The organism is Shewanella sp. BJSY2023SW007 (genome assembly GCF_047314525.1).
GTDB lineage: Bacteria > Pseudomonadota > Gammaproteobacteria > Enterobacterales > Shewanellaceae > Shewanella > Shewanella chilikensis.
The window spans coordinates 140,877-167,825 of sequence record NZ_JBKORL010000089.1 but is presented as its reverse complement, the minus strand read 5'-3'; the positions used below and the strand labels follow the sequence as shown (position 1 = coordinate 167,825).

The window sequence follows — 26,949 nt, the reverse complement described above, 5'->3', positions numbered from 1 at the left end:
TCAGCGGTCAAAAGTCGGGGGTGAGCGGTTACCTAGGTCGCCGAGCGGTTGTTAGCTTGTGCTTTACTGGTAACCAAACAGCTGCTTCAGTGGCTTGAGAAAGCGCCTCGATACCGGGATCTTGGCGCCGCTGCGGGTGGTGACTTCGGCGCCTGTCTCCAGCAGTTCTATCTCGGCAATGGCCTTTGGGGCCACCAGATATTGGCGATGGCATCTGAGCAGCGGGGTTTTTTCTTCCAGCAGTTTCAGCGTTAACTGGGTATGAACCTTTTCTCTGGCAGTCGCCACATGCACCCCGCCGAGATCGCTGAAGACAAACTCTACCTCGGCAACCGGGATCACCTTGAGACGGTTACCGCTGAAACAGGGTAGGTGTTCCAGTTGTTGCGGTGCTATGGCCGACAGCGACTGAGGTTTGAGATCCCGGCGCAGCTTATCCAGGGTCTGACTGAGGCGCTTCTCATCCAAGGGTTTGAGCAGATAGTCGAAGGCATGGTTATCGAAGGCCTTGACGGCAAATTCATCGTAGGCGGTAACAAACACCACTCTGGGCATATTGTCGGGATCCAGCATGGCGATAAGTTCCATGCCGCTGATCCTTGGCATTTGAATATCTAGGAACAACAACTGAGGCTTGAGCTTGGCTATCGCCTGCATGGCCTCTATGGCGTTGCCACATTGGCCGAGAATTTCAATGTCGCCGGCCTGAAGCAGTAGCTCGGCCAACTCCTCACGGGCAAAAGGTTCGTCATCGACAATAAGACAAGTGATCACAGGGCTGTTTCCGTTATGGGTAAATGTATGCTGACTCTAGTGTAACTGTCGCTCTGGCACTCGACACTGACGCCATAATCTGGGCCGAAGAGATTCTGTATTCTTTTGTGCACCAGGTTCATCCCCAGGCCATCGGATTCTTCGGCGGGTTGATAAAGGCCGGCATTGTCCGTAACTTCCAGTATGAGTCTGTCATCTGTGCGGCGGCCTTCTACCCGAATACGGCCAGTGTCTATCAGATGCGAAGTGCCGTGTTTGACTGCATTTTCTATGATGGGCTGCAGGGTAAAGGCCGGCACTCTAATGGTCAGCAGAGATTGGGGTATGGCGATATCCACCTCGAGCTTATCAATGAAACGGGCCTTTTCTATGGTGAGATAGGCTTCGATATGCTCCAACTCATCTCCCAGAGTCACCAGGCCAGCAGTACGCTTGAGATTAATTCGCAAAAACTGACTCAGCTGTTGCAACAAGGTTCTGGCCATGGGCGGATCGCGACGTATGATAGCGCCTATGGTATTAAGCGCGTTGAACAGAAAATGTGGGTTAACCTGAGCCTGCAACAGTTTGAGTTCCGCCTGGGTCAGCAGGTTTTGTTGCTGCTCGAAACGGCCGTAGAGAATTTGGTTCGACAGCAGACGGGCGATCCCTTCCCCCAAGGTGCGGTTGATGTTGAGAAACAGCTTGTTCTTGGGTTCATACAGCTTGATGGTGCCTATGACCTCATTGTCGCTACGAAGTGGGATCACCAAACTGGAACCCAGTTTACAGTTGGGGGAAATGGAACAGGCATAGGGAACTTCCACTCCATCGGCAAACATCACCTTGTTCTGGTGTATGGCATCCAGGGTTATTTGGGACGATATCAAGGTGCCGGGCAAGTGGTGATCGGCTCCTATACCGATAAAGGCCAAGAGTTTTTCCCTGTCAGTGATGGCCACTGCGCCGACATTGGTTTCCTCTATGACTATCTTGGCAACTTGAGTACTGGTTTCCTCGTTGAAGCCGGAGCTCAAGAGCCCCACGCTGCGCTCGGCAATTTTCAGCGCCTTGGTGGAAAAGCTGGATGAGAGCTTATCGAACATGGTTTTTTGATCCCGTACCATGCTCATAAACAGGGCCGCACCTATGGAGTTGACCAGCAACATGGGCGGAGCTATTTGACGCACCAGTCCCCAAGCTTCATCAAAGGGCTCAGCCAGCAACAAGATAATGCTCATCTGCATCATCTCGGCATAAAAGGTAATAAGGCACACCAGGATTGGATTGAACACCAACTCGGCCTTGCCCTGACGGCGCAGATAATAGCTGATCATCCCGGCCGATAAACCTTCCAAGGTAGTGGAAACCGCGCAGGCCAGATCGGTAAAACCACCCAAGCTATACCTGTGTAAACCTCCTGTCAGGCCGACCAGCAAACCTGTTGTCGGGCCACCGAGCAGGCCACCGAGCACTGCACCCATGGCGCGGGTATTGGCGATGGCGCCATGGGTCTGCTCACCGAAATAGGTTGCCATGATGCAAAAGCCGGAAAATACCAGATAGAGAAAGATCTTATGGGGCAGGCGGGTCGATGCTTCGGTAAACAGCTTGAACAAAGGGGTCTTGCTGACCAGATAAACGATCACCAAATACAGGCTCATCTGCTGTGTCAGCAATAGAATAAGGGACATGACAACTCCTCTTGCACAAGCAAACAACCGCCAAAACGACAAACAAGTTGCGCTAAATCAGGGAATACTGCAGCAAAATCCGTTAAAAATCGGCTGCGACTCATTGTTTTGTGGAGGATACATGAATTCGTCGGTACATGGCCATCAGGTGTTGCAGTTGTTGCTGGAACAAACCGCTCCCATTAAACGGGACAAGCTCAAGGCATTGATGCAGGAGCGTTTCGGTAAAGACGCCTGTTATCATACCTGCAGCGCCGAGGGAATGGACGCAGAGGCTTTGCTCAACTTTCTGGCCGCCAAGGGTAAATTTATCGAATCATCTCAGGGGCTGAGCACCCTTGAGAGTAAAATTTGTCGTCACTGAGTTTCATTTGTCTGATCTCTGGCAATCATTTCAGCTTGGGCTTTGTCGCTCAGACTGTGAAAATCACGAATGAAGATCCGCAGCAGTTTGGACTTGGCAATACCCGTCTTGCGGGCAATACCGTCCAGCTGACTAATGCTGGCTTCAGTCAGGGTAAAAGTGGCATGGCGATAGAGACGGGTTGATTTTTTATCCAGTCCCGTTCGAGATTTGGCCACAGAGCCACCGCCCAAGCGGCTGGGTTTCCCATGGGCGTAGTTATTGGCATCTTCGATGAAATCGTCGACAGAGACCTTTTTGGCCTTGGGTTTGATCTTGTGACGTTTGAGATCAGTTAAGCTCATAAGAGTTTTCCGGCGGAATGGCTAACAGCTCGTCGGCAATATTGCGTATCTCCTCGGCGGCTTTTCCATCGGGCTCAATTTCGATGACAGAGGAGCCTTTTTCTTCGCTGTCATCATAGATATTGCGGCTAAAAGTGACCGAGTCCAGCGCCCTCAGACCGAACGATTTTACTACATCTTTTGCTTCCAGAATGCGTTTGAACTGTGAAGGCAGCGCCGGACATTGAGTCAACACTATTGTCGCCACCATCTTGGGGTTGACCATCTTACAGGTGCTGAGCATATCTTCCATATGGGGCAAGGTTTTTAAATCACGCCGCTTGGGTCTTAAAGGGATCACCACATAACTGGCAACCGACATGGCGGCTCGCATCGCCAGGTTATCCTGGCCGCCGCAGTCGACTATTACATAGTCGAAGCGTTCATCCAGGCTCAGGAGATCGTTACGGATCTTGCCGTAGAGCTGAATACAGTTGATTGCAGGCAGGGAAGGGTCATTGTTGCGGGCCTGGATCCAGTCGGATGTGGTGCGCTGGGGGTCACAGTCGACCATTAACACGTTGGCCCGATATTTCTGGGTAATGTGTACAGCCAGATTTTGGGCCAGACAGCTCTTGCCACTGCCCCCTTTCTCTCCGCCTACGAGCAGTATCATGGATTTTCTCCCCGTGTCCTTGGTACTTAAGTTGATGTAAAGTATAGAACACCCCGGATACTACGTCGGGGATCTAGATAAGTTGCATGGCGATGTGAAAACGCTTTGGGTTGATCTCGCTGCAACGGCACACCTGTCCCTTGATGGTATTTTGTGAATCGGTTCCTGCATGGAAGGTTACAGATACCAGTTCTCCCAAGGTAAAGGGTTGATGGTACTCAAACAAAATCCCCCGTCTGGACAGATCAATACAGATGCCATCGTCATTGAGTTCATCACCCGCTTTATTTATCCAATGAAGCCTGATCCGCTCCGCCTCCAGATCGACCCGCAGTGATCTGCGTCTTTCGATAAAGTCATCCAGATTTTCATCCATGGCAGTCCCCTTAAGTTCAATGGATAGTAGGCCGTTATCCCATATTTCTTAGGTTTGAGTCTCTCGAGGCTATGGATGCGGTAACGGCTCTGGGTATGTGTCCTGATAACCCTGATTTACCGTATTTGTACCGCACATTTTCATTATCGCTGTGAGAATCAAATCCTATGTGAAATGGGGTAAGTGTTTTAAAAATAGCATAGATTTGTCGGTAGCTAGGGTCAGTTCTAAAGAGCTGATAAAAAAGAACCCGGCGTCTGCCGGGTTCCAGTTAATTGTCATACTCTTGATTCTTGGGGTAGGGCATCTTCAATTGCCCCCAGCGGATCACTATCACAGTTGCTGCAAGCACCAAGGTTGAGATTGAGATGGCGACTATGCGCCAATCTTCCATCGATTTCATGTCCAGGATAAGATAACGGGCCAAAGCCACTATTGCGATATAGAGCGGCATACGTACAGGTAACTTGCCGGATTCGGCATAATTGGCCACCATGGCCAGCACTTCCAAGTAGATAAACAGCAGCAGCAGATCGGCAAGGGCCACAGCGCCCATTTTGAAGATATGCACTATCTCCTGGCCAATGGCGACGACTGTGGCAATGGCAATAACAAACAAGACCAGATGTTCGACGGCTTTAAGGCTCTTAGAGCCGTATTGGCGATACAGTTCCATGAAAACTCCCTGAAATCATTTCCTAAATAGTATCAGTAAATTTCCTGCTCGCCGCGAAATCTGTGTGATAGCTTTCACAGAACCTTTAACCGGGGCGGCCATCCAACCTAGCTCGGCAAAGAATAGGCGCGTAAACTACTATAAAAGTGGTAAATGCCAATAGCCAGCAGAGAATCGCGCCTATTAGTAAGATTTGGCTTAGCTGAGGCACAATTGCTGCCGCGACCCTCAAGGCTGCAGCCAGTAACATCAAGCCAAAGGCGGGGATCATAGGCCAGGCAATCTGCAGTGGCCTGCCGGAATGCCCCAGAGATACCCTCGCCATCATAGCCAAGATCATTCCTCCCATACCGCCAACGGTCAGGGCATGAAACCCCAACATCATCTGGCCGCTGACACCAATAATCAGCAGTCCGATCGGAATACACAGGTAACTTAAATGCAGTGACCACAGCAGCGGTACCTTGAGGCTGGCGTGCCAGCCCCAGCGTGCCCAGCGCAACAACAGTACTGTGCCTGCCAGCAAGGCCAATGTTTGTGTCAACCAGGAATAGGGTAAAAACAAGCTGATCAGCATGAGAATCAAAGAGGCGAAGCTGAGAGCTTCAAGTACAGGGCTTGGTGCCCCGCGCTTGAAATCTGTGGCGCGTTCGGTAAAGAAGGGGATTACCCTGCCGCCAAGTAGAGCCACCAGAATAACGATCAACAGCGCCGCGGCCTGCAATGCTTTTTGTGCCAACCCAGGCTGTTCAAGGCCAAGATAAGAGAGGAGGTTGGCACAAAAGAGTAACAGCAGCAGGGGGACAAACACCAGGTTGCGCCACTGTTTTACCCTGAAGACAGCTAACCCCAGTATTATTGCCGTGACCGGAAAAAATGCCAGATCCAACAGCATTACTAAAGTAAAAGGGGCTATGCCGGCATCAAGCAAGAGTAGTCTGGGAGCCAGCCATAGACACCAGAGCAGCAGTAAAGGCCAGCCTCTTATGCCCGGGATCCCTGTCCAGTTTTGAACTGCTGTTAACAAAAAGCCTGCGATAACAGCGCCGGTGAAACCGAACAGCATTTCGTGTCCATGCCACCACAGGGGATTGGCGTGGGGAATCAGTTGGACTTGACCACTGAGTAAGGCTCCCCAAAGCAAGAGCGACAACAAGCCGAACAGGCTGGCACCGAGAAAAAAAGGCCTGAAACCCAAACGAAAAAGCGCCAGCGGAAACTGCTTGTTGGCCGGTTCGTCAATGTTGAGGATCCCTCCCCGGGTGTTGCGAGTGCCGGATTTACTCATAGTCTTGCCTTAAATACCCAAACAAAATACTCGGGTATTTTAAGGTGTAATATAAATACATGTAAATATATCCAAAGAGTTATCTGTTTGAAGGGTAGGGGGGGAAGATACTCATCCTTGGTTATTTCGGCTTGGCTCATTCAAAGCCTTATTGATTTAATCCTGTTTGATTCAATCTGATTACTCGAACGGATTGAAGTCCGCTCTATCTTCTTGGTATTCAGGCATAAAAAAACCGCCACTCGGCGGTTTTTAAATAAATTCAGTACTTTAGCGTGTTGTTTCAATGTTTGCTCAAGTACTTGTCTGATAACTTACTTCAGAGCGTCGCTCAACAGGGGACGGAAGCGTTTGACCAGCAGGCTGGTGGCTTTAGGTGCGCCGGCAACGATATGGCCGGAGAGCAGGTAGTTGTGGCCACCACTGAAGTCGGTAACTGTACCACCGGCTTCACGAACAATCAGATCGCCGGCGGCGATATCCCAAGGCTTGAGGCCCAGTTCGAAGAAGGCGTCTACACGACCGGCGGCTACATAAGCCAGATCCAGTGCGGCAGAGCCGGCGCGGCGTAAGTCGGCACTCAGAGAGAAAGCTTCGCCAAACAGCTTCATATAAGTTTCGGTGTGCTGACGAGCCTTGAAAGGGAATCCTGTGGCAACCAGGCTTCCACCCAGATCGTTGACATTGTTTACTCGCAGACGGAAATCATTCAGCTTGGCCCCTTTACCGCGGACGGCGCTGAATAGTTCATCGCGAACGGGATCATAGACAACGGCAACTTCAGTTTTGCCCTTGTACTGCATGGCGATAGAGACGGCGAAGTGAGGTACACCATTAACAAAGTTATTGGTGCCGTCCAGAGGATCAACAATCCACAGATAATCTTGGTTGGTGCCGCGGTTTTCGCCATTTTCCTCACCCACTATACTGTGGTCTGGATAGGACTTGCGGATCTGATAGATAATTGCTGCTTCTGCTTCCTTGTCTACACTGGTCACAAAATCGTTGACACCTTTGGCATCGACCTCAATACGGTCGAGTTCGGTGTAGGCACGCATAATAGTTTGGCCTGCAGCGCGAGCAGCGCGCACGGCAATAGTCAGCATCGGATGCATTGCAATCCCCTGGATGTTAAAGAACGGACAAAAATTCGGCGCAGATTATATCCTAGTTGACGCTGATATCAAATGGCGATTTTTCTATAAGCAAAAAAATATGCCTGTGGTACCATCCGCCTCCTGATTTTTTTATTTTTGAAGTTGTTCCATGCTCTCCAATATTCGTGTCGTCCTGGTAGGTACCACGCATCCCGGCAATATAGGTTCTGTGGCCAGGGCCATGAAAACCATGGGATTATCCAACCTTTATCTGGCGGAGCCCAAAGTTGAACCAGACGGTCAGTCCATTGCGCTTGCCGCCGGCGCCTCTGATATTCTCAAGCATCTGGTCAAGGTCGACAGCCTGGAAGAGGCAATTAAAGACTGTAGTCTGGTGATTGCCACCAGTGCCCGCAGCCGCACACTCGACTGGCCCGTGCTTGAACCCCGTGAAGCGGGCAGCAAATTGGCGCTTGAAAGTTGCCAGGGGCCTGTTGCTATTGTCTTTGGCCGTGAAAGCCATGGCTTAAGCAACGAAGAGTTGCAAAAATGCCACTATCATGTGTGTATCCCTGCCAACCCGGAATACAGCTCACTCAATCTGGCTCAGGCTGTGCAGCTTATCTGTTATGAAACACGGGTGGCATGGCTGGAGAAACATCAACAAGTCGAGCAGGAACTGGCCGAGTATCCCAGCAGTGAAGATCATGAGCGTTTCTTTGAACATCTGGAACGGACACTGCAAAAAACCGGCTTTATTATCAAGAATCATCCGGGACAGGTGATGATTAAGCTGAGGCGCCTGTTTACCCGGGCCAGAATCGAAACGCAGGAGATGAACATACTGCGCGGGATCCTGACATCGGTAGAAAAAAAGGTCGACAGTAAAGAAGAGTAATCCGAGGAATCAAGATGGGTGTGATAGCCAGACTGAAAGAGGACATAGGATCCATTTATCACAGGGATCCTGCCGCGCGGGGCACATTGGAGATATTGCTCAACTATCCGGGAATGCAGGCTATTTGGCTGCACCGTATCAGCCATAAACTGTGGAAGGCCAATTGGTGTTTTCTGGCGCGTTGTCTGTCCACTTTTTCCCGTTGGCTCACAGGGGTGGAAATACACCCGGGGGCAACCATAGGTAGGCGGTTTTTTATTGACCATGGCATGGGAGTCGTGATTGGCGAAACGGCCGAGATTGGTGATGACTGCACTCTTTATCACGGGGTGACACTGGGGGGCACCACCTGGCAAGCCGGCAAACGCCATCCGACCTTGGGCAATAACGTGGTCATAGGTGCCGGAGCTAAGGTGCTGGGCCCCATTACCATGCATGATGGGGCTCGGGTTGGTTCCAACTCTGTGGTGGTTAAAGACGTGCCCAAGGACACTACCGTTGTGGGTATTCCTGGCCGAGCTGTGACAGTCGCATCGGCTCAATCCAAGGAAACCAGTGAGCGCCGCAGTGCCATGGCCAAGAAATACGGTTTCGATGCTTACGCCGTTTCTCCCGATAATCCAGACCCTGTTGCCAATGCCATAGGCCAGATGTTGGATCATATGCATTTGATGGATTCCAAAGTACAGGAAGTTTGTCATGCGGTTCAGAAAATGGGCGGCAGTGTCTGCACTGAACGTCTGCCTGAGTTGGATGTGGGCGAGTTCAGTGATGCTGAAACTGCTGCGGCACAAAAGCGGCAACAGTCAATGGATGAGTTTGATCCCATTATCTGATACTCGATGACCATTTTATCGGCTTTTGCCATTGAATAATCGTGGCGAAAAAGGTTAAATACCCCACCAAGCAGACAGGGTATTCAACCTGATTTATGAACCACAATACCCGAGTAAACAAGTAGGATTTATACTTGACTAAATTGCTCGGGTATGTTGAAATTCCCACATACCTGTTTGGGAGCCGTGGTCGTTTTATGAAACTTACATCTAAGGGTCGCTACGCAGTGACAGCCATGCTGGACGTGGCCATACATTCGGCGCAGGGGCCGGTACCGCTGGCAGATATTTCAGAGCGCCAGGGGATTTCCCTTTCTTACCTAGAACAACTCTTTGCCAAACTGAGAAAGCAGGGCTTGGTCGCCAGTGTGCGCGGTCCCGGTGGCGGTTATCGCCTCGGATTGGAAGCCAATGACATCTCGGTGGGCATGGTGGTACATGCGGTAGATGAATCTGTCGATGCCACCCGCTGTCAAGGCCAGGGGAATTGCCAGAGCGGCACCCGCTGTCTGACGCATTCGCTCTGGGGTGACCTGAGCAAACAGATTTCTGACTTTTTAAATGGCATCAGCCTTGCTGCACTGATGCAGAAACGGGATGTGCAGTTTATCTCGGTAAAGCAAGACAAGATGCAGCAGGAGCAGAGAGTCAGCGCTTGAGCTGATCCTCTGTTGGATATAAAAACGAATAATGTACGTTGTATGTAGCCTCGGCCGAGACTGCGAAGTACGGAGTGTGTAATGAAGCTTCCTATCTATTTGGATTATGCCGCAACAACGCCTGTAGACCCCCGGGTTGCAGACAAAATGGTACAGTACATGACAATGGACGGTGTATTCGGTAACCCCGCATCCCGTTCACACCGCTACGGCTGGCAGGCCGAAGAAGCGGTGGATATCGCCCGTAACCAGGTCGCGGAGCTGATCAATGCTGATCCCCGTGAAATTGTGTTCACCTCAGGCGCTACCGAATCTGACAACCTGGCTATCAAAGGTGTTGCCCACTTCTACCAGAAGAAGGGTAAGCACATCATCACCAGCAAGACAGAGCACAAGGCCGTACTGGATACCTGCCGTCAGCTGGAACGTGAAGGTTTCGAGGTCACTTACCTGGAGCCTGCGGCCAACGGTATTATTCCTATGGAGCGCCTGGAAGCGGCCATGCGCGACGACACCATTCTTGTCAGCATCATGCATGTTAACAACGAGATTGGCGTGATCCACGATATCGATGCCATCGGCGAGCTGTGCCGCAGCAAAGGCATCATCTTCCATGTGGATGCAGCCCAGAGTGCCGGTAAGCTGCCTATCGATATTCAAAAGACCAAGGTCGACCTCATGTCTATCTCGGGTCACAAGATGTATGGCCCCAAAGGCATAGGCGCCCTGTATGTACGCCGTAAGCCTCGTATTCGTCTGGAAGCCCAGATGCACGGCGGTGGTCATGAGCGTGGTATGCGCAGCGGCACCCTGGCGACTCACCAAATTGTGGGTATGGGCGAAGCGGCGGCCATTGCCAAAGCCGATATGGAAAAAGATAACGAACGTATTCGCTATCTGCGCGACAAGTTGTGGAACGGTATCAAAGATATCGAAGAAACCTATCTCAATGGTGATATGGATCAGCGTGCTTGCGGCAGCTTGAACGTCAGCTTTAACTATGTGGAAGGCGAGTCGCTGATGATGGCGCTCAAGGACCTGGCCGTATCTTCCGGCTCGGCCTGTACTTCTGCCAGTCTGGAGCCCAGCTATGTGCTGCGTGCCCTGGGACTGAACGACGAAATGGCGCACAGCTCAATCCGTTTCTCCATCGGTCGTTTCACTTCTGAAGAAGAGATAGATTACGCAATCGAAACCATTAGAAATTCTATTGGCAAACTGAGAGAAATGTCACCACTTTGGGAAATGTTCAAAGATGGTGTAGACCTCAACCAGGTGCAGTGGGCACACCACTGATCCCCGCGGATAGATGAATTTGGAGCAGTATCATGGCTTACAGTGAAAAAGTGATAGATCATTACGAGAACCCGCGTAACGTAGGTTCTTTCGACAAGAACGACCCATCCGTAGTAACCGGTATGGTGGGTGCGCCCGCCTGTGGTGACGTGATGAAACTGCAGCTCAAGATTGACGACCAGGGCATCATTGAAGACGCTCGCTTCAAGACTTACGGTTGTGGCAGCGCCATCGCATCAAGCTCTTTGGTGACCGAATGGGTTAAAGGCAAATCCATTGAGGAAGCGGCCGCCATCAAGAACACGGATATTGCAGAAGAGTTGGCTCTGCCACCTGTGAAGATCCACTGTTCGATTCTGGCCGAAGACGCCATCAAGGCGGCTCTGGAAGAGTACAAGTCCAAGCAAGATAAATAACGCCAGGAGTTAAGATGGCTATTACTATGACGCCTGCCGCCGCCGAGCGTGTCCGTGCCTTCCTGAGCAACAGAGGAAAAGGTATAGGTTTGCGTTTGGGGCTCAAGACTTCAGGCTGCAGCGGGATGGCTTACGTTCTGGAATTTGTCGACGAACTCAATGAAGATGATGAGGTATACAACATAGATGGTGTCAACATCATCATAGATGCCAAGAGCTTCATCTATCTTCAAGGGATCGAGCTGGACTTTGTCAAGGAAGGACTCAACGAAGGCTTTAAATTCAATAACCCTAACGCCAAAGGTGAGTGCGGTTGCGGTGAGAGCTTCACGGTTTGAGTTCCACCGCCGCCTTGAGAGTATATGAATTATTTCGAGCTGTTTGATTTAACTCCCTCCTTTGATGTGGACACCGCCGAGCTGGCCAGTCGCTATCGCGATCTGCAGCGGGCGGTGCATCCCGACAAATTTGCCAACGCCAGTGAACAGCAAAAGCTGTTGGCCATTTCCCGCACTGCCCAGATCAACGATGCCTTTCAGACCCTGAAAGACCCTATCCGTCGAGCCGAACATATGTTGGCGCTCAAAGGTGTGGATATCAGTCACGAAACCACCACGGTTAAAGACACCGCCTTTTTGATGCAGCAGATGGAATGGCGTGAAGCGCTGGAGGAAATAGGCCAGAGCGGCGATGCCCAGAGCGATATCGATGAGCTAGATGCTTCATTCGCGGCTTATCGTAAGCAAGAGACAGAGCTGCTGCGCAACCAACTTCACAGTTCCAAAGAGGCCGATGCAATAGCCGCGGCAGATCAAGTCCGTAAGTTGAAGTTTATGGCAAAATTGCAGGATGAACTGCAGCGGGCCCAGGATGCGCTGTTCGACTGAATTCGCTTTCGGCCTTAAAGCATATTCCTACAGTTGGCTCAATTTCTGATTGAGCCAACTTTTTAAACACAAGATGGAAGACTATGGCACTTTTGCAGATTGCTGAACCCGGCCAAATGGCCGCTCCTCACCAACACAGATTAGCCGCCGGGATAGATTTGGGGACCACCAACTCCCTGGTTGCTGCGGTTCGCAGCGGCGAGACCAGTACACTGGCCGACGAGCAAGGTCGGCATTCATTGCCATCTGTGGTGCACTATGGCGAGCAGGGCGTCCGAGTAGGTCACGATGCCCTGGCCGATTCGGCCAAGGATCCTGAAAACACCATAGTGTCGGTGAAGCGCTTCATGGGCCGTTCTTTGGCCGATGTACAAAGCGGTGCGCAAGCTTTCCCCTATCAGTTTGAGGCCAGTGAAAACGGCCTGCCATTGTTTGTTACCCGCGCAGGTAAAATGAATCCGGTTCAGGTGTCTGCCGAGGTTTTGCGCCCCCTGATTGCCCGCGCCGAGTCCACTCTGGGTGGCCCATTGGAAGGCGTGGTTATCACAGTGCCAGCTTATTTTGATGATGCCCAGCGTCAGGGAACCAAAGATGCGGCAGCCTTGCTTGGTATCAAGGTGTTACGCCTGCTCAATGAGCCAACGGCGGCCGCCATCGCCTATGGCCTGGACTCGGGTCAGGAAGGCGTCATTGCCGTCTATGACTTGGGCGGCGGCACCTTTGATATCTCTATTTTGCGTCTCAACCGCGGCGTGTTTGAGGTACTTGCAACCGGTGGCGATTCCCGCCTGGGTGGTGATGACTTTGATGAACTGCTGCAAGGCTTACTGCGTGAACGCATGGCGCTGGAGTCGCTTTCCAGCCAGGAAGCGCGGCAGTTGCTGATGGAAGCCCGGCGGGTAAAAGAGGCGTTGACCGATAGCGACAGCACTATTGCTAAGCTGACACTGCAAGACGGCACTGAGCGTGAAGCCGAAGTGAGTCGCAGTGAGTTTGACCAGTTGATAAACACACTGGTGAAGAAAACCATTCAAGGTTGCCGCAAGGCTTTGCGCGACGCCGGGGTGGATGCTGACGAGGTGCTGGAAACTGTGATGGTTGGTGGCTCTACCCGTGTGCCTCTGGTGCGGGAAATGGTCGGCGAATTCTTTGGCAAGGCGCCGCTGACATCGATTGACCCGGATCGCGTGGTTGCCATAGGTGCAGCGGTACAGGCCGATATTTTGGTGGGTAACAAGCCTGACTCGGATCTTTTGCTGCTGGATGTGATCCCACTGTCGCTCGGCATTGAAACCATGGGCGGTTTGGTGGAGAAGGTGATCCCGCGCAATACCACAATTCCGGTGGCCAGAGCCCAGGAATTCACCACCTTCAAAGACGGTCAGAGCGCCATGGCGTTTCATGTGGTGCAAGGTGAACGTGAGCTGGTCGCCGATTGCCGCTCTCTGGCGCGCTTTACCCTTAAGGGCATTCCACCATTGGCCGCTGGTGCCGCGCATATTCGGGTGACCTTCCAGGTCGATGCCGATGGCTTGCTCAGTGTCACTGCCATGGAGAAGTCGACCGGGGTGCAATCCAGCATCCAGGTTAAACCTTCCTTCGGCCTGAGTGATACTGAAATTGCCGGAATGCTCAAAGATTCGATGCAGAACGCCAAAGAGGATATTGAGCTGAGAATGCTCACCGAGCAGCGAGTGGAGGCAGCCAGAGTACTGGAATCGCTGCACTCGGCACTGGCGAAAGATGGCGATTTGCTTAGCCAGGAGGAACGCGTTTTGGTTGACCGCGCCATGGCTGACTTGAATGAAACTGCTGCCAATGGCGATGTTGATGCCATCAAGGCGGCGATAGAAGCGGTGGATGCGCAGACCCAGGAGTTTGCCGCCAGACGCATGGACAATTCGATTCGGACCGCGCTGAAGGGTCAGTCGGTCGATAACATATAGGTGAGACTATGCCACAGATAGTATTTTTGCCCCATGAAGAACTGTGTCCAGAAGGCGCCGTGGTGGAGGCAGAGGTGGGTGAATCCATTTTGGATGTCGCGCTGAAAAACGGCATCAACATAGAACATGCCTGCGAGAAATCCTGTGCTTGTACCACCTGCCACGTGATAGTGCGTGAAGGCTTCGATGATCTCGAGCCCAGCGATGATCTGGAAGACGACATGCTGGACAAGGCCTGGGGCCTGGAGCCAGAGAGCCGTCTGTCTTGTCAGGCCAAGGTGGTTGAAACCGATATGGTGGTGGAAATCCCCAAATACACAGTCAACATGGTCAGTGAAGGCTAGGGAAGGTTAGAACAGGTCCTTGTGGCCTTCTCTTTTGTAGAGAGTGGCTTGCACAGCAATTGGCGTTCAAGGCACCTTCCCTAAGTGCTGACATCGTTTGAAAACCGGCCTCAAGAGGCCGGTTTTTTATTGCTATGCTTGGCATGCAGAGATTGATTTCCAACACGGCAGGCGTATGATGCGCTGTCTTTTTCACTCTTCGGGATACTGACCGGGATGCAGATTGCAATTTTGTCACAGAACAAAACCTTATATTCCACACGCCGTTTGGTGGAGGCCGCCCAAGAACGGGGTTATCAGGTGCAGGTGATCAATCCACTGGAATGCTACATGAATATCAGCATGCAGCAGTCCAGTATCCATATCGGGGGCGTTGAGTTGCCGCCTTTTGATGCGGTGATCCCGAGAATAGGCGCCGGCATTACCTTCTACGGCACGGCTGTGGTGCGTCAGTTCGAAATGATGGCTACCTATACACTCAATAGCTCCATGGGGATCTCTCGCTCGAGGGATAAGCTGCGCTCCATGCAGTTACTGTCCCGCAAAGGCATAGGACTGCCAGTGACAGGTTTTGCCAATAAGCCCAGCGATATTCCGGATCTTATCGACATGGTCGGTGGTGCTCCCTTAGTGATTAAACTTTTGGAAGGTACTCAAGGTATAGGTGTGGTACTGGCCGAAACCCGTAAGGCGGCCGAGAGTGTGATTGAGGCCTTTATGGGTCTTAAGGCCAACATCATGGTGCAGGAATATATCAAGGAGGCTCAAGGAGCCGATATCCGCTGTTTTGTCCTTGGTGACAAGGTCATTGCTGCGATGAAGCGCCAGGCTCTGCCGGGAGAGTTTCGCTCCAACTTGCACCGGGGCGGCACGGCAACCTTGGTAAAGTTGTCTCCGGAGGAGCGTTCAATCGCGGTGCGTGCCGCCAAAACCATGGGGTTGGATGTCGCCGGTGTCGATATTTTGCGCTCCAACCATGGGCCTGTGGTGATGGAGGTCAATTCTTCACCCGGGTTAGAGGGTATTGAAGCCGCTACCGGCAAAGATGTTGCCGGCGCCATCATAGAGTTTATTGCCAAGCAGAAGCGCAAGAGTAAGGCGCCCAGTGAAGCCTGATTTCGCTAATGGAAAAGTGTTAATCAATGCTATAAAGCCTTCTTCTGCGGCGCTATACTCAAAGTCAATTCTTATCTGATGCAGGAGTAACTATGGGACTCAAGTGGATAGATTCATTGGACTTGGCTTTGGAGCTGCTGGAAGCACATCCCGATGTGGATCCGCAGCAACTGCATTTCCCTGAGCTTTACGAGTGGATATTGGCGTTGGAAGCCTTCGATGATGATCCCAAACACTGCAGCGAGAAAATCCTCGAAGCCGTGCAGCAATGTTGGATAGAAGAAAAGTAGCGTTCGCTGGCTGAAAGCTGATCCCGGTCAAATTATCACCACCAGGAGTCAACTATATTTATTCGGTTAATAAATTGTTGAACCCAGATTTTCCGGAGGTGAGTCATGACACGTATTTTCGCCTGTAGTTTTGGATTATTTGCCCCGGCCGTGCTTGCGCATTCAGGACACGGTGGCATAGGTTTTTTTCATCATTTACCGCCGTTTATGCCTTTGTTGCTGTTGCTTATTTGTCTCGGTCTCGGCTATTTGTGGCTCAAGCATAGGCACTGAACCGAGAATTACCTGGCTTGTATCATAGCTTTTACTGAAGGGCTTATCAGATAAGATTAGGATTTGACGCGATTATTTCGTATAATCCGCGCGAATTTTTAAACTCGCTGATTAAGGAATCTAGTCATGGCGATCGAACGTACTTTTTCTATCATTAAGCCTGATGCGGTAGCCAAGAACCACATAGGTGCTATCTACAACCGTTTTGAAACTGCCGGCCTGAAAATTGTTGCCGCCAAAATGGTTCACCTGACCAAAGAACAAGCCGAAGGTTTCTACGCTGAGCACAGCGAGCGTCCTTTCTTTGGTGCTCTGGTTTCTTTCATGACTTCTGGTCCTATCATGGTTCAAGTTCTGGAAGGTGAAAACGCCGTTCTGGCTAACCGCGAAATCATGGGTGCTACCAACCCAGCAGAAGCTGCCCGTGGTACTCTGCGCGCTGACTTTGCTGACAGCATCGATGAGAACGCTGTTCACGGTTCTGACGCCCTGGCTTCAGCCGAGCGTGAAATCGCTTATTTCTTTGCTGCCGATGAGCTGTGTCCTCGCACTCGTTAATTAACAGCAAAGAGACAAAAGGGAGCCAATTGGCTCCCTTTTTGTTTGATTTTTGTATGAATTGAAAATGCGACCTATATCGCATTTTTTATTAAAAGCGTCGCTCTAACAACAGGTTAAAAAATAATCTTTGTAACGGATTTGTATCGATACAAAATGATACGAATTCACGGAACCCGGCATGGAACCTGTAAAATCATCATTAGATCTTAATTGATAAGATGCTTGTGTTTTACAAATTAAACCATGTATAAACATATTGTTATCATTTAAGTGATTGATAATATTGCTGTTATTGGTATGTTTCTCGTTTGGGGGGCTGAGTATTACATAGAATAAGAACACGGTGTTCCCTCCCTGCCACCGTGCTTTGTAAAAGGAATGAGAATATGTCAACGCAGACTGCCGTCGCTAAGGCTATCCGCTTTAGTCTGTTTGCTTTTGTTTCCACATCAATCCCTACAATGGCTTACGCTGCCGATGAGGCTCAAGCCACTGAACAAGTCGAACGTATTGAAGTCACGGGTTCCCGTATTAAACGCACCGATATGGAGAATGCTTCCCCCATCGTGGTAATGAGCGCTGCTGATATTGAAAAAGGTGGCTTCAACTCGGTTCAGGATGTGCTGGGTAACCTGTCACAAAACTCAGGTGGTTCCATGACCCAGCAGGAAGTCCATGGTTTTACTCCTGCGGCATCATCGGTCAACCTGCGTGGCGTGGGGGCCGGTCGGGTATTGACCCTAATCAACGGTAAGCGGGTGCCTAAGTATCCTTTTGGTGCCGGTGGTACAGACAGCTTTGTGGATACGGCCAATATCCCACTGGGCGCGATTGAGCGTATCGAAATCCTGACTACGGGTGCTTCGGCGATTTATGGCTCAGATGCCATGGGTGGGGTTATTAACATCATTCTTAAGAAAGATGTTGAACAGACCACCTTCAAGTATCGTTTCTCCGATACGGATGAAGGTGGCCTGCGGAACAACCAGTTCTCCTTTATGACAGGTGTCAGCAGTGACACGGCCAACCTGACTTTCTTTGCCGAATATGAAGACAGAACGGCGCTGAAAGGAACAGATCGCCCAGAGTGGGGCACAGATATTGTCGACGGTCAGCCATACTCGGGTTACAGCTCCTATGGCGCCAACCTGGTGCAGGATCTTGGCAACAACAAAACTGAACTGGAAAAGACCTTGTCACCGGCCGAGTGTGAGGCCCGTGGTTATGTGGTGATGGAAAATGGTCGCTGTGGTTTCGACCGCTCCAAGCAGCGGGATTTCCTGCCGGAGCAGAAGCGTTACTCCACCATGATCAACCTCACCAAGGAGCTGAATGCGGATCATCAGCTGTATTCCCGCATCGATTACACCCACTCCTCGACTTTTACCGAGATTGAGTCTGCGACAGTGGGCAATGACTTCATGTTCAATGTAGCCGGCGACAGTGTAACCATTGCCAATAAAGACAAGGGTATGTCCCAGACCTTCAAAAAGGACACCGCATTCGGCGGTGACTTTGCCAATGCTGCAGATGGCGATTACTTCTACACCCGCCGTATGAGTGAGCTGGGGCCACGTACCTCTGACTTTGAAACCAATAACTTCTCTTTCATCATAGGTGCCAAAGGCTTTTTGACCGACAGTATCGAGTATGATACTTCCTGGTCTATTGCGCGTCAGACAGTGGAATCCCGCAGCTCAGGCTCGCCGACTCATCAGGCTATGTTTGACTATCTGACCTCAGGCGAAAACGGCAAGTCTTTGATGGATGTGATCTCTCCTGAAGATGCGGCGCTGCTGAACTACGAAGGTAACAAGAAGGGACAATCTACTCTGTCCAGCTTTAGCGCCGGCATCAATGGCGATGCGTTCGAACTGGCCGGTGGCACAGCCGCTTACGCTGTGGGCCTTGAGTACAGCAAGGAGTGGTTCTACGATAAATCTGACAGCTTCACCTCCAACGGTGGCGTTATAGGCAAGGGGGGCAGCAGCGCCGAAGGTGAACGTGAACAGTATGCTGCCTATGCCGAACTGGCCTTGCCACTCTTGGATCAGTTGACCATGACATTGGCCGGACGTTATGACTACTATGATGATGAGTCTGATGTTGGTGGTCAGTTTACTCCGCAAGTGTCACTGGAATACCGTCCAATCGATAGCCTGATGCTGCGTGCTTTGTATGCCGAGACCTTCCGCGCACCGGATATGCAGCGTTTGTTTGGCGATCCCACCACTGGCTACAGCACTGTTATCGATACTCCGCGCTGCGAAGCCTATGACGAATGTGACAAGATTGAGTCTTTACCTATTGCTATCGGTGCCAACCCAGAGTTGGAAGCCGAAGAGGGTAAAAACTACAACCTGGGTCTGGTTTGGGACTACGAAGGTATCAACCTGACGGTAGATTACTGGATGGTTGAAATCGATAATCTGGTGAATGACCCAAGTGCACAGTACATTTTGGATCACGCCGATGCCTTTGCCGATAAAATCATTCGCGACAGTGAAGGTAAGTTGCTGAAAGTGAACACCCAGGCGATGAATATGTCTTCCCGTGAGACTGCCGGTATCGACTTCTCCTTGGGCTATCGCTATGAAACCGAGAGCTATGGTGAATTCAGCAGCCGCCTGGAAGGGACTTATCTGACCCGTTGGAAGGAAAAGCTGACTCCGGATTCTGAAGAGCTGGATCTTATCGATGGTGAAGGTTCTGCGCCTCAGCTGCGTGCCAACCTGAACCTGGGATGGTCTTACAACGACTTCTCCACCAACATTCTGTTTAAATATATCGACAGCATGAACGGTGAGCGGATGGACTACTTTGTTGAAAATGGCCTAGATAGCGAGTACTCAGTGAAAGTTGACAGTCATGTGGAGGTCAACCTGGCTGCCAGTTACTTCATTTATGACAATCTTAAGGTTTCGGCAGGTATCAACAACCTGTTTGATTCAGGCCCTGAGATAGATTACACCCAGTCCAGCTGGCCTCATTACCCAAGAGCCTATTATAACGTTATCGGACGTGAATATTATGCAGGGGTAGAGTTTACCTTCTAATCATATTTAAATTTAAAAACCGGCTTAGTTTAAGCCGGTTTTTTTATGCCTGTTTTTAGTAAATAAGGACTATATTCGATACACTTTAATTCGTATGTTGTTTTATTGTTATATTTTTCTCTTGGCGATTAATTTGTTATTTTTGTTTGTCGTGCCAAATTGTTTCATTGGTGAAATATTTTTAACCATTTAAAAACCTAAGTATCAATATGTTTCGGCTTGGCCTTTTTGTGGCTATCTTGCTGATTTTTATTGGTTAAATTTAATGCTGTTGAATGCCTGCGTAATTATCTGTATCAATTTGTTGTTGCCTAGTTGTTTTGGTGGTTTTTAATGTTGACCAAATTGTTTTATTTGTGGAATATCATCGTAAGCATTGCAATATGCTTGCAAATTTTAAAACAAAAATAATCAGATATTTCTCACAAAAGAAACATCAGGGAGACAAGTATGAGTTCCATCAGTTTAACTGCAAAGGCAGTTCGTCGCGGTTTACTTGCTGCGGCAGTTACGGGAATTGCATTCAGCGGATATGCCACTGCTGAGGAAGCAAAAGAAGGCAAAGTTGAGCGGATCGAGGTAACAGGTTCACGTATCAAGCAAGTGGATATGGAAACGGCTTCACCTGTGACTGTTATTACTGCAGCCGATCTTAAGGTTACCGGGGAAACTTCGGTTGCCGATGTATTGAATAACTCCAGCATTAACAGTTTTGGTTCCTGGCGGGGTATGTCCGGTTATGGTGCCGGAGCCAGTGCCACCAGTGATGTAAACCTGCGTGGCTTGGGGTCTCAGGCAACGCTTATTCTGCTTGATGGTCGTCGCATGCCGGGTACCAGCTCAAGCTCAGGAACCGTTGCCGATACTTCCAGCATCCCCATGGCGATTGTTGAGCGAATCGAGATACTGCGTGATGGTGCCTCGGCTGTTTACGGTTCAGATGCGGTTGCCGGGGTAATTAACATTATTACCAAGAAAGACTTTGAAGGTGTTGAGCTGAACTACACCGGCGAATCTCCGGATGTGGAAGGCGGTGATTCTTCACGCTTTTCCGTGGCCGCTGGTTTTAGCACAGATAAGGGCAATATCACCCTGACGTTCGAGCATTATGATGCCACTTCTGTTTATGATCGCCACATATGGGACGAAGGCGGTGCCGACTGGTTCTTGAATAACGGCAGCTCTTACAGCCCTTCACCCAGCGGTTACTACAATACCGGAGTCTTGAATGAGAAGGGAGAGGAGATATATGACTTCTACTATAACGCCGATACCTGCAACCAGACTGATGCAACCCAGGAAGCCGCTTCACGCTGCCTGTATGATCCAGGCTCTGTGACCAAACTGTTTGGTAATGTGAACCGCAACAGTATTCTGTCAAACTTCAATTATCAGCTGACCGATGATATTCAATTCCGTGGCCGCGCTTCTGCCAGCCTGAGTGAAACGAATACCCGTTACGCGGGGACTCCGGTTTCAACAAATCAGCCGGTAATGGACGCCGATAATCCGCTGAACCCTATCGATAAAGATCTTACTCTTTATATGAGATCGGCACAGATTGGTCCGCGGGATACCACCACTGAAACCAACTCAATCGACTTCTTGGCCGGTTTGGTGGGTTATTGGGATGTGGGCAATGGCATCGACTGGGAAATCAATGCCCAGCATACCCGCTCAACCACTGACTCATTCAACTACAACCTGATCAACGATAATATCGTTCAGGATCTGATTGATTCTGGTGAGTACGACATCTTCAATACTACAGGCATGAGCTATGAGGATTGGAATGCTCAGATGACCGATCTTTATGGTCAAGCGGCCCACACAGGTGTGTATCAGGCACAATTCAACAGCACCCAATTTGATGGTTTGCTGTCCGGCATGCTGTATGAAGGCAATGGCGTTACTTTGGCCGCGGTTGTCGGTGCCGAGTATGAAATGATTGAGTTCGTACAGCTGAGTGATCCGCAATCAGCTGCCGGTATTATCTCAGGTGGTTCAGGTGGTGATGATGTTGATGCAACCCGGGATCGTAGCTCAGGCTACGTAGAGCTGCAATCTTCATTGCCGTACAATATCGACTTGTCAGCCGCGCTGCGTTATGAGCGTTACGAGCAGGAGGGCAACATAGCTTCTGGCCATGTATCTTCTACTTTTGATTCAGTCGTACCTAAGCTTTCTGCCAGCTGGCGTCCGGTTGATTCCCTGTTGTTGCGTGCCAGCTGGGGTGAGTCTTTCCGAGCCCCGAATATGGGCGAAATGTTTGCCGGTGAAGCATTGAGCTTTGAATACGCGCTTGATTCTCTGTGGTGTGCCGATAATTCAGATGAAAACTATTGTGCCAATAACCAACAGCATAAAACTTTCTACGGCGGTAACCCCAACCTGGATGCAGAAGAAGGTGAATCCCTGACTCTGGGCTTTGTCTGGAACGTGACTGACGATTGGAGTATTGAGACTTCATATTATGACATCAGCTACGACAACAAGATTGAAGTGGTCGATGTTGACGATTTGATCCGTGAAGAAATTGCCAATGGTGGTTCTCAATACATAGTTCGTGGCAGTGATGGCAAGATTGAGACCATTCACAGCCAGTATCGTAACCTGAGTGCCCTGGAAACTTCCGGCTTTGACTTTGTCACCAGCTACAACCAGGAAACTGATTTCGGTGATTTCCGTCTGAAGCTGGAAATGACTCATGTGTTGGATTACAAGACCAAGGCCGATGCTGAGTCTGACTTCTTCGATGAAGCCGGTCTACAGGATCTTCCACAGTGGCGTGGCAGTGCATCGGTTAACTGGACCCGTGATAACTGGAGTGCTGCTTGGACTACCTATTACATAGGCAGTCAGGATTCAGGAGCTGATATCTATAAGAATGATGACTTGATTGATGTGTCCAGCTACTTCAAGCATAACGTTCAGCTAACTTATGCTCATAACTGGAATGGTTCTGTCACTTTGGGTGTAAATAACCTGTTCGATGAAGAAGCGCCAACTTGGTATAGCTACGATGGTTATCGTGATGTCAACACAGGTTTGTACGACGTACTGGGCCGCACTTGGTTTGTGACCATTAATCAGAAGTTCTGATAAAACGCCGATCCTCCCTTACGGCTTAGCCCCGTCATTTTGACGGGGCTTTTTTATCAGTTCTTAAACGTCAAAATATAACCTCAAACAAAAAAGCAACCTCTGGGGTTGCCTTTACTGCTGTAACTGACTAGTGATTCAAGCGCAACTCTTGTCTGTGTTCATGTTTATATTGCTCATGGCAACGTTCACAGCGCTGCTCGGTCGGATCTTTCACGAGTCGATGTGACTCGATTTCTGCTTCACAGTCTGCGCAAAGACCATAAAGTCCTAAATCCAGTTGGCACAACGCGGCATCCAATCGCAACAGTCTGTGGTAGAGGGGGTGTTTGCAAAGATCGGCTTGAGTCATGGTTTCAATCAGATCACTGAGTGACATCTGGGGATCCCAGTGGGGTCCGAGCACCATTATCTCTTTCCTGAGATCGATTTCTAACGCCGACAATGCTTGTCTGATATGGGAGCTGCTCACTGATAATAGCCTGTAAAGATTGAGTCTACGGTCATTTAGTCTAAACAGCCGGGTCAATGTCACTATGATGAAGATCAAATCTGGGTGACATTTTCTGTCGTTAAGGCGTTAATTTGTCAGAATTGCTCAGATCTTGTCATCTATTTCGCGATAAGCCTGACTGAGCGTGGTCACTATGTCGTCGGTTTGCTTGTGTACCCTGAGCTCTCTGAACAGGGCATCGGCCTGAGGGTATTGGCGATTGAGGTAGCTGAACCACTGTTTTATTCGCGCCGGGTAATAGCAACTTTTGCGACCGCTGAGTTCTTTTTGGCTATAACTCATCAACAGCGCCAGGGTTTGCTGCCAGCTATATTGCTTGGCATTGTTTTTGATGTGATCCGCCAAATTGGGTAAAGAGATGGCACCGCGGCCCACCATGATACTGTCGCAACCCGTTACTTCCATGCAGCGCAGGGCATCTTCCCGGTTCCAAATCTCGCCGTTGGCGATCACGGGAATGGCCATTTTTTTACGGATCTCAGTGATATATTCCCAATAGGCCGGTGGACGATAACCGTCTTTTTTACTGCGGGCATGGACGGCCAACTCAGTGGCACCGGCTTCATAAATCGCCTGTGCGTTTTCCATAAACAGGCTCTTGTCTTCAAACCCCAGGCGAATTTTAGCGGTCACCGCATGCGGTTCAGGAACTGCTTGACGCATGGCTTTGACTATCTTGTGGATTTGCTCCGGATACTGCAGCAATACGGCGCCGCCCTTGCTGCGGTTAACCATCTTGGCCGGGCAACCAAAGTTGGCGTCTACCCCTTGGGAGCCGAGTTCTATAGCCCGTAAGGCGTTTTCGGCCATCCAATCTGGTTCCTGCCCCAAAAGTTGTACCCTGACCGGCGTACCGCTGAGGGTCATGCCGCCTTGCAGCAGCTCGGGGCAGAGACGATAGAAGACTTTTTCAGGCAAAAGTTGATCCACCACACGTACAAACTCTGTGACCATCAGATCATAAGGATTAATTGCAGAGAGCAGTTCCCGCATCAGATTGTCAACAACCCCCTCCATAGGGGCGAGAATAATACGCACGTGTTTAAGGCCTGGCTGAAATAGAAAGTGGCGCATTCTACCTTAAATCCCATCCGGCACCAATCGACAGCTTAAAAGGCACAGGCTTATTCTAGATATGTAACTGTTAACAGCTTGATCTTATCTGCATTTGCTATTTTACTCATGGTTCCCTACATGGGGTTTTGGATAAAAACTGTGATCCGTGGTTGAAAAAGTGAAATAGATTCTGCTGTCCCCGGGTCTGATATTGCAAGCCGGCAATTGAGGTCGGTCACTCGTAACAACTCTATGAGCAAAGGCAGGAAAGACAATGAAGACAGTCAAGACAAGTACAGTAGCAGCCGCTTTGGGTATGGTTATCGCCGGTAGCGCCGTCGCGGCAGAAGCAAATGCCAACCCGTTCGGGTTTCAGACTATGGAAGCCGGTTATCAATTGGTTGGTAATGAAGGCAAGTGCGGCGAAGGTAAATGTGGCGATAAGAAAGCCAAAGAAGCCGAGCAAAAAAGCCGTGAGGGCAAGTGCGGCGAAGGTAAATGTGGTGAAGGGATGAATAAGGCTGCCGAGGGCAAGTGTGGAGAGGGAGTGAATAAGGCCGCCGAGGGCAAGTGCGGTGAAGGCAAGTGCGGTGAAGGTATGATGCACTCAGCGGAAGGAAAAGCCAAAGCTGAAGAGAATAAAGCCAAGGCAGAAGCCAACAAAGTCAAAGAAGGTAAGTGCGGTAGCAACCACTGAAGTTGAATAGTGCAGGGCGCTTTGCGCCCTGTCTGAAACCACAAGGCGGTAATTATTTATGAATAACAGTGTCGGTTTGGGGCTTAGGCGGGAGATGTTGGCTGAGTTTTGTCAGGCAGCTCCTAAAGAGGCCGACTTCTTTGAAGTGGCACCGGAAAACTGGATGCGTCTTGGCGGTAAGTTTGGCAAGCAGTTTCGACAATTGACCGAAAGGCATTCATTTTATTGCCATGGGCTCAGTCTTTCCATCGGTAGCCCGGATCCGCTGGACCTGGTGTTTATCAAGGAGATTAAGCGTTTCCTCGATTTGCATCAGATAGATGTTTATTCAGAGCACTTAAGTTATTGCTCCGCCGCTGGGCATATGTACGATCTTATGCCAATCCCTTTTACCTACGAAGCAGTGCGGCATGTCAGTGCCAGGGTTAAACAGGTTGAAGCGATTCTGGAGCGGCCACTTATTCTGGAGAACGTGTCCTTTTATGCTGCGCCTGGCGCCGAGATGACAGAGCAAGAGTTTGTCTGCGCCGTGCTGGAAGAGGCTGATTGTCGTCTGCTACTTGATGTCAATAACATCTATGTCAATTCGGTTAATCACGGTTATGATCCCAAGGCTTTTCTAGCGGCTATGCCCAGTGAGCGTATCGCTTACCTGCATATCGCGGGTCATTATCAGCAGGATGAAGATCTGATTATCGATACTCATGGCGCCGATATTATCAATCCTGTCTGGCAACTGCTGGCAGAGTGTTATCGATTGCACGGGGTACATCCCACCTTGCTGGAGCGGGATTTTAATATCCCTGAAACCCGGGTCTTGTGCCAGGAGTTGAGGCAGATAGGCTCGCTACAAGGGCAGGCTTTGGATGTTTTTGCACAAGAAAGGAGAGCTTAATGGCCTTGGCTCAATTACAACGGGCTTTTGTGGCCTATTTGCGGCAGGAAGATATGCCTTTACCGGCCGGCACCGACGAGCGACACATGCAGGTATATCGCGAGCTGTTTTTCAGCAATGTCAACGGCTTTGTCTCCAATGCCTATCCGGTTCTCAAGTCGCTGCATACTGAAGCGCAGTGGTTGGCGTTGGTAAAGGATTTTTTTGCCCGTCATGAATGTCAAAGCCCGCTGTTTCTCGACATTGCCGCCGAGTTTCTCGACTATCTGTGCCGGGAGCAGGCAAGTGGGTTGGATGCCATGCCTTTTATGCTGGAATTGGCACATTATGAACTCTTGGAACTGCAGGTATCTGTGGCTCTGGACAGTTCGGCGCCTTGGCTGGAGCCGGCCGAATACCAGGCGCTGGAGCAACTGGCAGTAAAGCTGCAGTTGGCCGCCACCGCTAAAGTGGCGCAATATCCGTTCGAAGTTGACCGAATTAGCGCAGATTTTCGCCCAAATACAGTATCATCCAAGCCGGTATTCTTCTGCGTTTATCGTGATCGGGAAGAGGAGGTATGCTTTTTAAGGCTCAATCCGATGACGGCGCAGCTGCTGGCCAAATTGCAGCAAACGCCGCTGAGCTTTAGCCGGTTACTTGCTTGGCTGGCGGAGACATTTCCTTCATTTTCAAAGCAGCAGCTTTGTCAGGGCGCGGCCACTACTTTGGCTGAGTTGGCGGCGCTGGGTATTATTCGTAAACAGCCTGCAGCCGCTATTGCGGCCACAACGTCTTGTTAGGCATGAGTGTATTTTAGCTGTATTTGCCTTTGGCTGACACTTTCGCTGACATTGATGCCTGAAAGCGACCTTAATACA

28 protein-coding genes are annotated in these 26,949 nt (G+C 50.2%); 18 read left to right on the top strand and 10 right to left on the bottom strand.

The genetic code is table 11. From position 1 onward, the window contains the following. Window positions 1-63: 63 nt before the first annotated feature. Both btsR and ACMHXE_RS15315 read right to left on the bottom strand, forming a co-directional pair. Complete coding sequence (gene btsR, locus ACMHXE_RS15320) at window positions 64-774, bottom strand: two-component system response regulator BtsR (protein ID WP_101057124.1); 711 nt, start codon at window positions 772-774, stop codon at window positions 64-66. Continuing rightward, a complete protein-coding gene (locus ACMHXE_RS15315; RefSeq protein ID WP_101057126.1) occupies window positions 771-2,447 on the bottom strand; it encodes a sensor histidine kinase in 1,677 nt (558 codons plus the stop codon). The genes btsR and ACMHXE_RS15315 overlap by 4 nt, the downstream gene beginning before the upstream one ends. Before the next feature lie 121 nt (window positions 2,448-2,568). On the opposite strand from ACMHXE_RS15315, the gene ACMHXE_RS15310 reads away from it, so the two are divergent. Then, the gene (locus ACMHXE_RS15310) at window positions 2,569-2,811 is read left to right on the top strand and encodes a YecH family metal-binding protein (RefSeq protein ID WP_413732724.1); all 243 of its coding nucleotides are present in this window, start codon (window positions 2,569-2,571) and stop codon (window positions 2,809-2,811) included. On the opposite strand, the gene ACMHXE_RS15305 is transcribed toward ACMHXE_RS15310, so the two are convergent. The 6 genes from ACMHXE_RS15305 to suhB form a co-directional block, all read right to left on the bottom strand. Further along, window positions 2,805-3,155: a replication protein RepA gene (locus tag ACMHXE_RS15305; RefSeq protein WP_224866365.1), complete on the bottom strand. Its 351-nt coding sequence runs from the start codon at window positions 3,153-3,155 to the stop codon at window positions 2,805-2,807. The two genes, ACMHXE_RS15310 and ACMHXE_RS15305, sit on opposite strands and share 7 nt — an antisense overlap. After that, a complete protein-coding gene (locus ACMHXE_RS15300) occupies window positions 3,142-3,810 on the bottom strand; it encodes an AAA family ATPase (protein WP_101057132.1) in 669 nt (222 codons plus the stop codon). Before ACMHXE_RS15300 ends, ACMHXE_RS15305 begins: the two co-directional genes overlap by 14 nt. A gap of 73 nt (window positions 3,811-3,883) precedes the next feature. Continuing rightward, a complete protein-coding gene (locus ACMHXE_RS15295; protein ID WP_144361138.1) occupies window positions 3,884-4,186 on the bottom strand; it encodes a PilZ domain-containing protein in 303 nt (100 codons plus the stop codon). 271 nt (window positions 4,187-4,457) lie between these two features. Next, the gene (locus tag ACMHXE_RS15290; RefSeq protein WP_039033836.1) at window positions 4,458-4,862 is read right to left on the bottom strand and encodes a phosphate-starvation-inducible protein PsiE; all 405 of its coding nucleotides are present in this window, start codon (window positions 4,860-4,862) and stop codon (window positions 4,458-4,460) included. 85 nt (window positions 4,863-4,947) lie between these two features. Then, window positions 4,948-6,114 (bottom strand): NnrS family protein, encoded by a 1,167-nt coding sequence (locus ACMHXE_RS15285; RefSeq protein WP_412486710.1) that lies wholly within the window; start codon window positions 6,112-6,114, stop codon window positions 4,948-4,950. A 350-nt stretch (window positions 6,115-6,464) separates the two neighbouring features. Next, window positions 6,465-7,265 (bottom strand): inositol-1-monophosphatase, encoded by an 801-nt coding sequence (suhB, locus tag ACMHXE_RS15280; protein WP_039033837.1) that lies wholly within the window; start codon window positions 7,263-7,265, stop codon window positions 6,465-6,467. A 151-nt stretch (window positions 7,266-7,416) separates the two neighbouring features. On the opposite strand from suhB, the gene trmJ reads away from it, so the two are divergent. From trmJ to ACMHXE_RS15210, 14 genes are all read left to right on the top strand, one after another. Further along, on the top strand, window positions 7,417-8,145 hold the full coding sequence (gene trmJ / locus ACMHXE_RS15275; RefSeq protein WP_101057136.1) for a tRNA (cytosine(32)/uridine(32)-2'-O)-methyltransferase TrmJ: 729 nt from the start codon (window positions 7,417-7,419) through the stop codon (window positions 8,143-8,145). Between the two features lie 14 nt (window positions 8,146-8,159). After that, on the top strand, window positions 8,160-8,981 hold the full coding sequence (gene cysE / locus ACMHXE_RS15270) for a serine O-acetyltransferase (protein WP_165565315.1): 822 nt from the start codon (window positions 8,160-8,162) through the stop codon (window positions 8,979-8,981). Window positions 8,982-9,178: 197 nt separating this feature from the next. Beyond that, window positions 9,179-9,640: a Fe-S cluster assembly transcriptional regulator IscR gene (gene iscR / locus ACMHXE_RS15265; protein WP_025011489.1), complete on the top strand. Its 462-nt coding sequence runs from the start codon at window positions 9,179-9,181 to the stop codon at window positions 9,638-9,640. Between the two features lie 81 nt (window positions 9,641-9,721). Next, the gene (locus ACMHXE_RS15260) at window positions 9,722-10,936 is read left to right on the top strand and encodes an IscS subfamily cysteine desulfurase (RefSeq protein ID WP_101057140.1); all 1,215 of its coding nucleotides are present in this window, start codon (window positions 9,722-9,724) and stop codon (window positions 10,934-10,936) included. A gap of 32 nt (window positions 10,937-10,968) precedes the next feature. Beyond that, window positions 10,969-11,352 (top strand): Fe-S cluster assembly scaffold IscU, encoded by a 384-nt coding sequence (gene iscU, locus ACMHXE_RS15255; protein WP_101057142.1) that lies wholly within the window; start codon window positions 10,969-10,971, stop codon window positions 11,350-11,352. 14 nt (window positions 11,353-11,366) lie between these two features. Then, window positions 11,367-11,690: an iron-sulfur cluster assembly protein IscA gene (gene iscA / locus ACMHXE_RS15250; protein WP_025011492.1), complete on the top strand. Its 324-nt coding sequence runs from the start codon at window positions 11,367-11,369 to the stop codon at window positions 11,688-11,690. Window positions 11,691-11,714: 24 nt separating this feature from the next. Beyond that, on the top strand, window positions 11,715-12,239 hold the full coding sequence (gene hscB, locus ACMHXE_RS15245; protein WP_165565313.1) for a co-chaperone HscB: 525 nt from the start codon (window positions 11,715-11,717) through the stop codon (window positions 12,237-12,239). 83 nt (window positions 12,240-12,322) lie between these two features. Beyond that, window positions 12,323-14,185, top strand: coding sequence for a Fe-S protein assembly chaperone HscA (gene hscA / locus ACMHXE_RS15240; protein ID WP_101057146.1), 1,863 nt, complete (start codon window positions 12,323-12,325; stop codon window positions 14,183-14,185). An 8-nt stretch (window positions 14,186-14,193) separates the two neighbouring features. Further along, complete coding sequence (gene fdx, locus ACMHXE_RS15235; protein ID WP_039033844.1) at window positions 14,194-14,529, top strand: ISC system 2Fe-2S type ferredoxin; 336 nt, start codon at window positions 14,194-14,196, stop codon at window positions 14,527-14,529. Between the two features lie 216 nt (window positions 14,530-14,745). Continuing rightward, the gene (rimK, locus tag ACMHXE_RS15230) at window positions 14,746-15,645 is read left to right on the top strand and encodes a 30S ribosomal protein S6--L-glutamate ligase (RefSeq protein ID WP_413732720.1); all 900 of its coding nucleotides are present in this window, start codon (window positions 14,746-14,748) and stop codon (window positions 15,643-15,645) included. Window positions 15,646-15,737: 92 nt separating this feature from the next. Continuing rightward, window positions 15,738-15,935, top strand: coding sequence for a Fe-S cluster assembly protein IscX (gene iscX, locus ACMHXE_RS15225; protein ID WP_100142340.1), 198 nt, complete (start codon window positions 15,738-15,740; stop codon window positions 15,933-15,935). A gap of 399 nt (window positions 15,936-16,334) precedes the next feature. Further along, complete coding sequence (ndk, locus tag ACMHXE_RS15220; RefSeq protein WP_025011497.1) at window positions 16,335-16,766, top strand: nucleoside-diphosphate kinase; 432 nt, start codon at window positions 16,335-16,337, stop codon at window positions 16,764-16,766. A 389-nt stretch (window positions 16,767-17,155) separates the two neighbouring features. Then, window positions 17,156-19,825: a TonB-dependent receptor plug domain-containing protein gene (locus ACMHXE_RS15215; protein ID WP_412495791.1), complete on the top strand. Its 2,670-nt coding sequence runs from the start codon at window positions 17,156-17,158 to the stop codon at window positions 19,823-19,825. 450 nt (window positions 19,826-20,275) lie between these two features. Next, window positions 20,276-22,927, top strand: a complete 2,652-nt coding sequence (locus ACMHXE_RS15210) for a TonB-dependent receptor (protein ID WP_413732717.1) — start codon at window positions 20,276-20,278, stop codon at window positions 22,925-22,927. A 130-nt stretch (window positions 22,928-23,057) separates the two neighbouring features. Here the strand turns inward: ACMHXE_RS15210 and ACMHXE_RS15205 are convergent, their stop codons facing one another. Together ACMHXE_RS15205 and dusC are read right to left on the bottom strand one after the other, a co-directional pair. Then, window positions 23,058-23,399, bottom strand: a complete 342-nt coding sequence (locus tag ACMHXE_RS15205; RefSeq protein WP_101057309.1) for a TraR/DksA C4-type zinc finger protein — start codon at window positions 23,397-23,399, stop codon at window positions 23,058-23,060. 126 nt (window positions 23,400-23,525) lie between these two features. Beyond that, window positions 23,526-24,479 carry a tRNA dihydrouridine(16) synthase DusC gene (gene dusC, locus ACMHXE_RS15200; protein WP_101057311.1) on the bottom strand — a complete coding sequence of 318 codons (954 nt, stop codon included), beginning with the start codon at window positions 24,477-24,479 and terminating at the stop codon, window positions 23,526-23,528. Window positions 24,480-24,771: 292 nt separating this feature from the next. On the opposite strand from dusC, the gene ACMHXE_RS15195 reads away from it, so the two are divergent. Genes ACMHXE_RS15195 through ACMHXE_RS15185 form a run of 3 tightly spaced genes read left to right on the top strand, consistent with a single transcriptional unit; the run spans window position 24,772 to window position 26,871 of the window. Continuing rightward, a complete protein-coding gene (locus tag ACMHXE_RS15195; RefSeq protein ID WP_101057307.1) occupies window positions 24,772-25,194 on the top strand; it encodes a hypothetical protein in 423 nt (140 codons plus the stop codon). A 58-nt stretch (window positions 25,195-25,252) separates the two neighbouring features. Then, window positions 25,253-26,089, top strand: a complete 837-nt coding sequence (locus tag ACMHXE_RS15190) for a DUF692 domain-containing protein (RefSeq protein ID WP_286995650.1) — start codon at window positions 25,253-25,255, stop codon at window positions 26,087-26,089. Further along, on the top strand, window positions 26,089-26,871 hold the full coding sequence (locus ACMHXE_RS15185) for a DUF2063 domain-containing protein (protein ID WP_413732715.1): 783 nt from the start codon (window positions 26,089-26,091) through the stop codon (window positions 26,869-26,871). The genes ACMHXE_RS15190 and ACMHXE_RS15185 overlap by 1 nt, the downstream gene beginning before the upstream one ends. Window positions 26,872-26,949: the final 78 nt, after the last annotated feature.

Coding starts and splice junctions, on each gene's coding strand:
- ACMHXE_RS15185 (WP_413732715.1), top strand. CDS start 26,089: ATGGCCTTGGCTCAATTACAACGGGCTTTTGTGGCCTATTTGCGGCAG.
- suhB (WP_039033837.1), bottom strand. CDS start 7,265: ATGCATCCGATGCTGACTATTGCCGTGCGCGCTGCTCGCGCTGCAGGC.
- ACMHXE_RS15290 (WP_039033836.1), bottom strand. CDS start 4,862: ATGGAACTGTATCGCCAATACGGCTCTAAGAGCCTTAAAGCCGTCGAA.
- ACMHXE_RS15300 (WP_101057132.1), bottom strand. CDS start 3,810: ATGATACTGCTCGTAGGCGGAGAGAAAGGGGGCAGTGGCAAGAGCTGT.
- ACMHXE_RS15305 (WP_224866365.1), bottom strand. CDS start 3,155: ATGAGCTTAACTGATCTCAAACGTCACAAGATCAAACCCAAGGCCAAA.
- ACMHXE_RS15310 (WP_413732724.1), top strand. CDS start 2,569: ATGAATTCGTCGGTACATGGCCATCAGGTGTTGCAGTTGTTGCTGGAA.
- iscR (WP_025011489.1), top strand. CDS start 9,179: ATGAAACTTACATCTAAGGGTCGCTACGCAGTGACAGCCATGCTGGAC.
- ACMHXE_RS15195 (WP_101057307.1), top strand. CDS start 24,772: ATGAAGACAGTCAAGACAAGTACAGTAGCAGCCGCTTTGGGTATGGTT.
- ACMHXE_RS15295 (WP_144361138.1), bottom strand. CDS start 4,186: ATGGATGAAAATCTGGATGACTTTATCGAAAGACGCAGATCACTGCGG.
- fdx (WP_039033844.1), top strand. CDS start 14,194: ATGCCACAGATAGTATTTTTGCCCCATGAAGAACTGTGTCCAGAAGGC.
- ACMHXE_RS15190 (WP_286995650.1), top strand. CDS start 25,253: ATGAATAACAGTGTCGGTTTGGGGCTTAGGCGGGAGATGTTGGCTGAG.
- iscU (WP_101057142.1), top strand. CDS start 10,969: ATGGCTTACAGTGAAAAAGTGATAGATCATTACGAGAACCCGCGTAAC.
- ACMHXE_RS15260 (WP_101057140.1), top strand. CDS start 9,722: ATGAAGCTTCCTATCTATTTGGATTATGCCGCAACAACGCCTGTAGAC.
- hscA (WP_101057146.1), top strand. CDS start 12,323: ATGGCACTTTTGCAGATTGCTGAACCCGGCCAAATGGCCGCTCCTCAC.
- trmJ (WP_101057136.1), top strand. CDS start 7,417: ATGCTCTCCAATATTCGTGTCGTCCTGGTAGGTACCACGCATCCCGGC.
- ndk (WP_025011497.1), top strand. CDS start 16,335: ATGGCGATCGAACGTACTTTTTCTATCATTAAGCCTGATGCGGTAGCC.
- rimK (WP_413732720.1), top strand. CDS start 14,746: ATGCAGATTGCAATTTTGTCACAGAACAAAACCTTATATTCCACACGC.
- ACMHXE_RS15215 (WP_412495791.1), top strand. CDS start 17,156: ATGTCAACGCAGACTGCCGTCGCTAAGGCTATCCGCTTTAGTCTGTTT.
- ACMHXE_RS15315 (WP_101057126.1), bottom strand. CDS start 2,447: ATGTCCCTTATTCTATTGCTGACACAGCAGATGAGCCTGTATTTGGTG.
- hscB (WP_165565313.1), top strand. CDS start 11,715: ATGAATTATTTCGAGCTGTTTGATTTAACTCCCTCCTTTGATGTGGAC.
- cysE (WP_165565315.1), top strand. CDS start 8,160: ATGGGTGTGATAGCCAGACTGAAAGAGGACATAGGATCCATTTATCAC.
- iscX (WP_100142340.1), top strand. CDS start 15,738: ATGGGACTCAAGTGGATAGATTCATTGGACTTGGCTTTGGAGCTGCTG.
- ACMHXE_RS15210 (WP_413732717.1), top strand. CDS start 20,276: ATGAGTTCCATCAGTTTAACTGCAAAGGCAGTTCGTCGCGGTTTACTT.
- iscA (WP_025011492.1), top strand. CDS start 11,367: ATGGCTATTACTATGACGCCTGCCGCCGCCGAGCGTGTCCGTGCCTTC.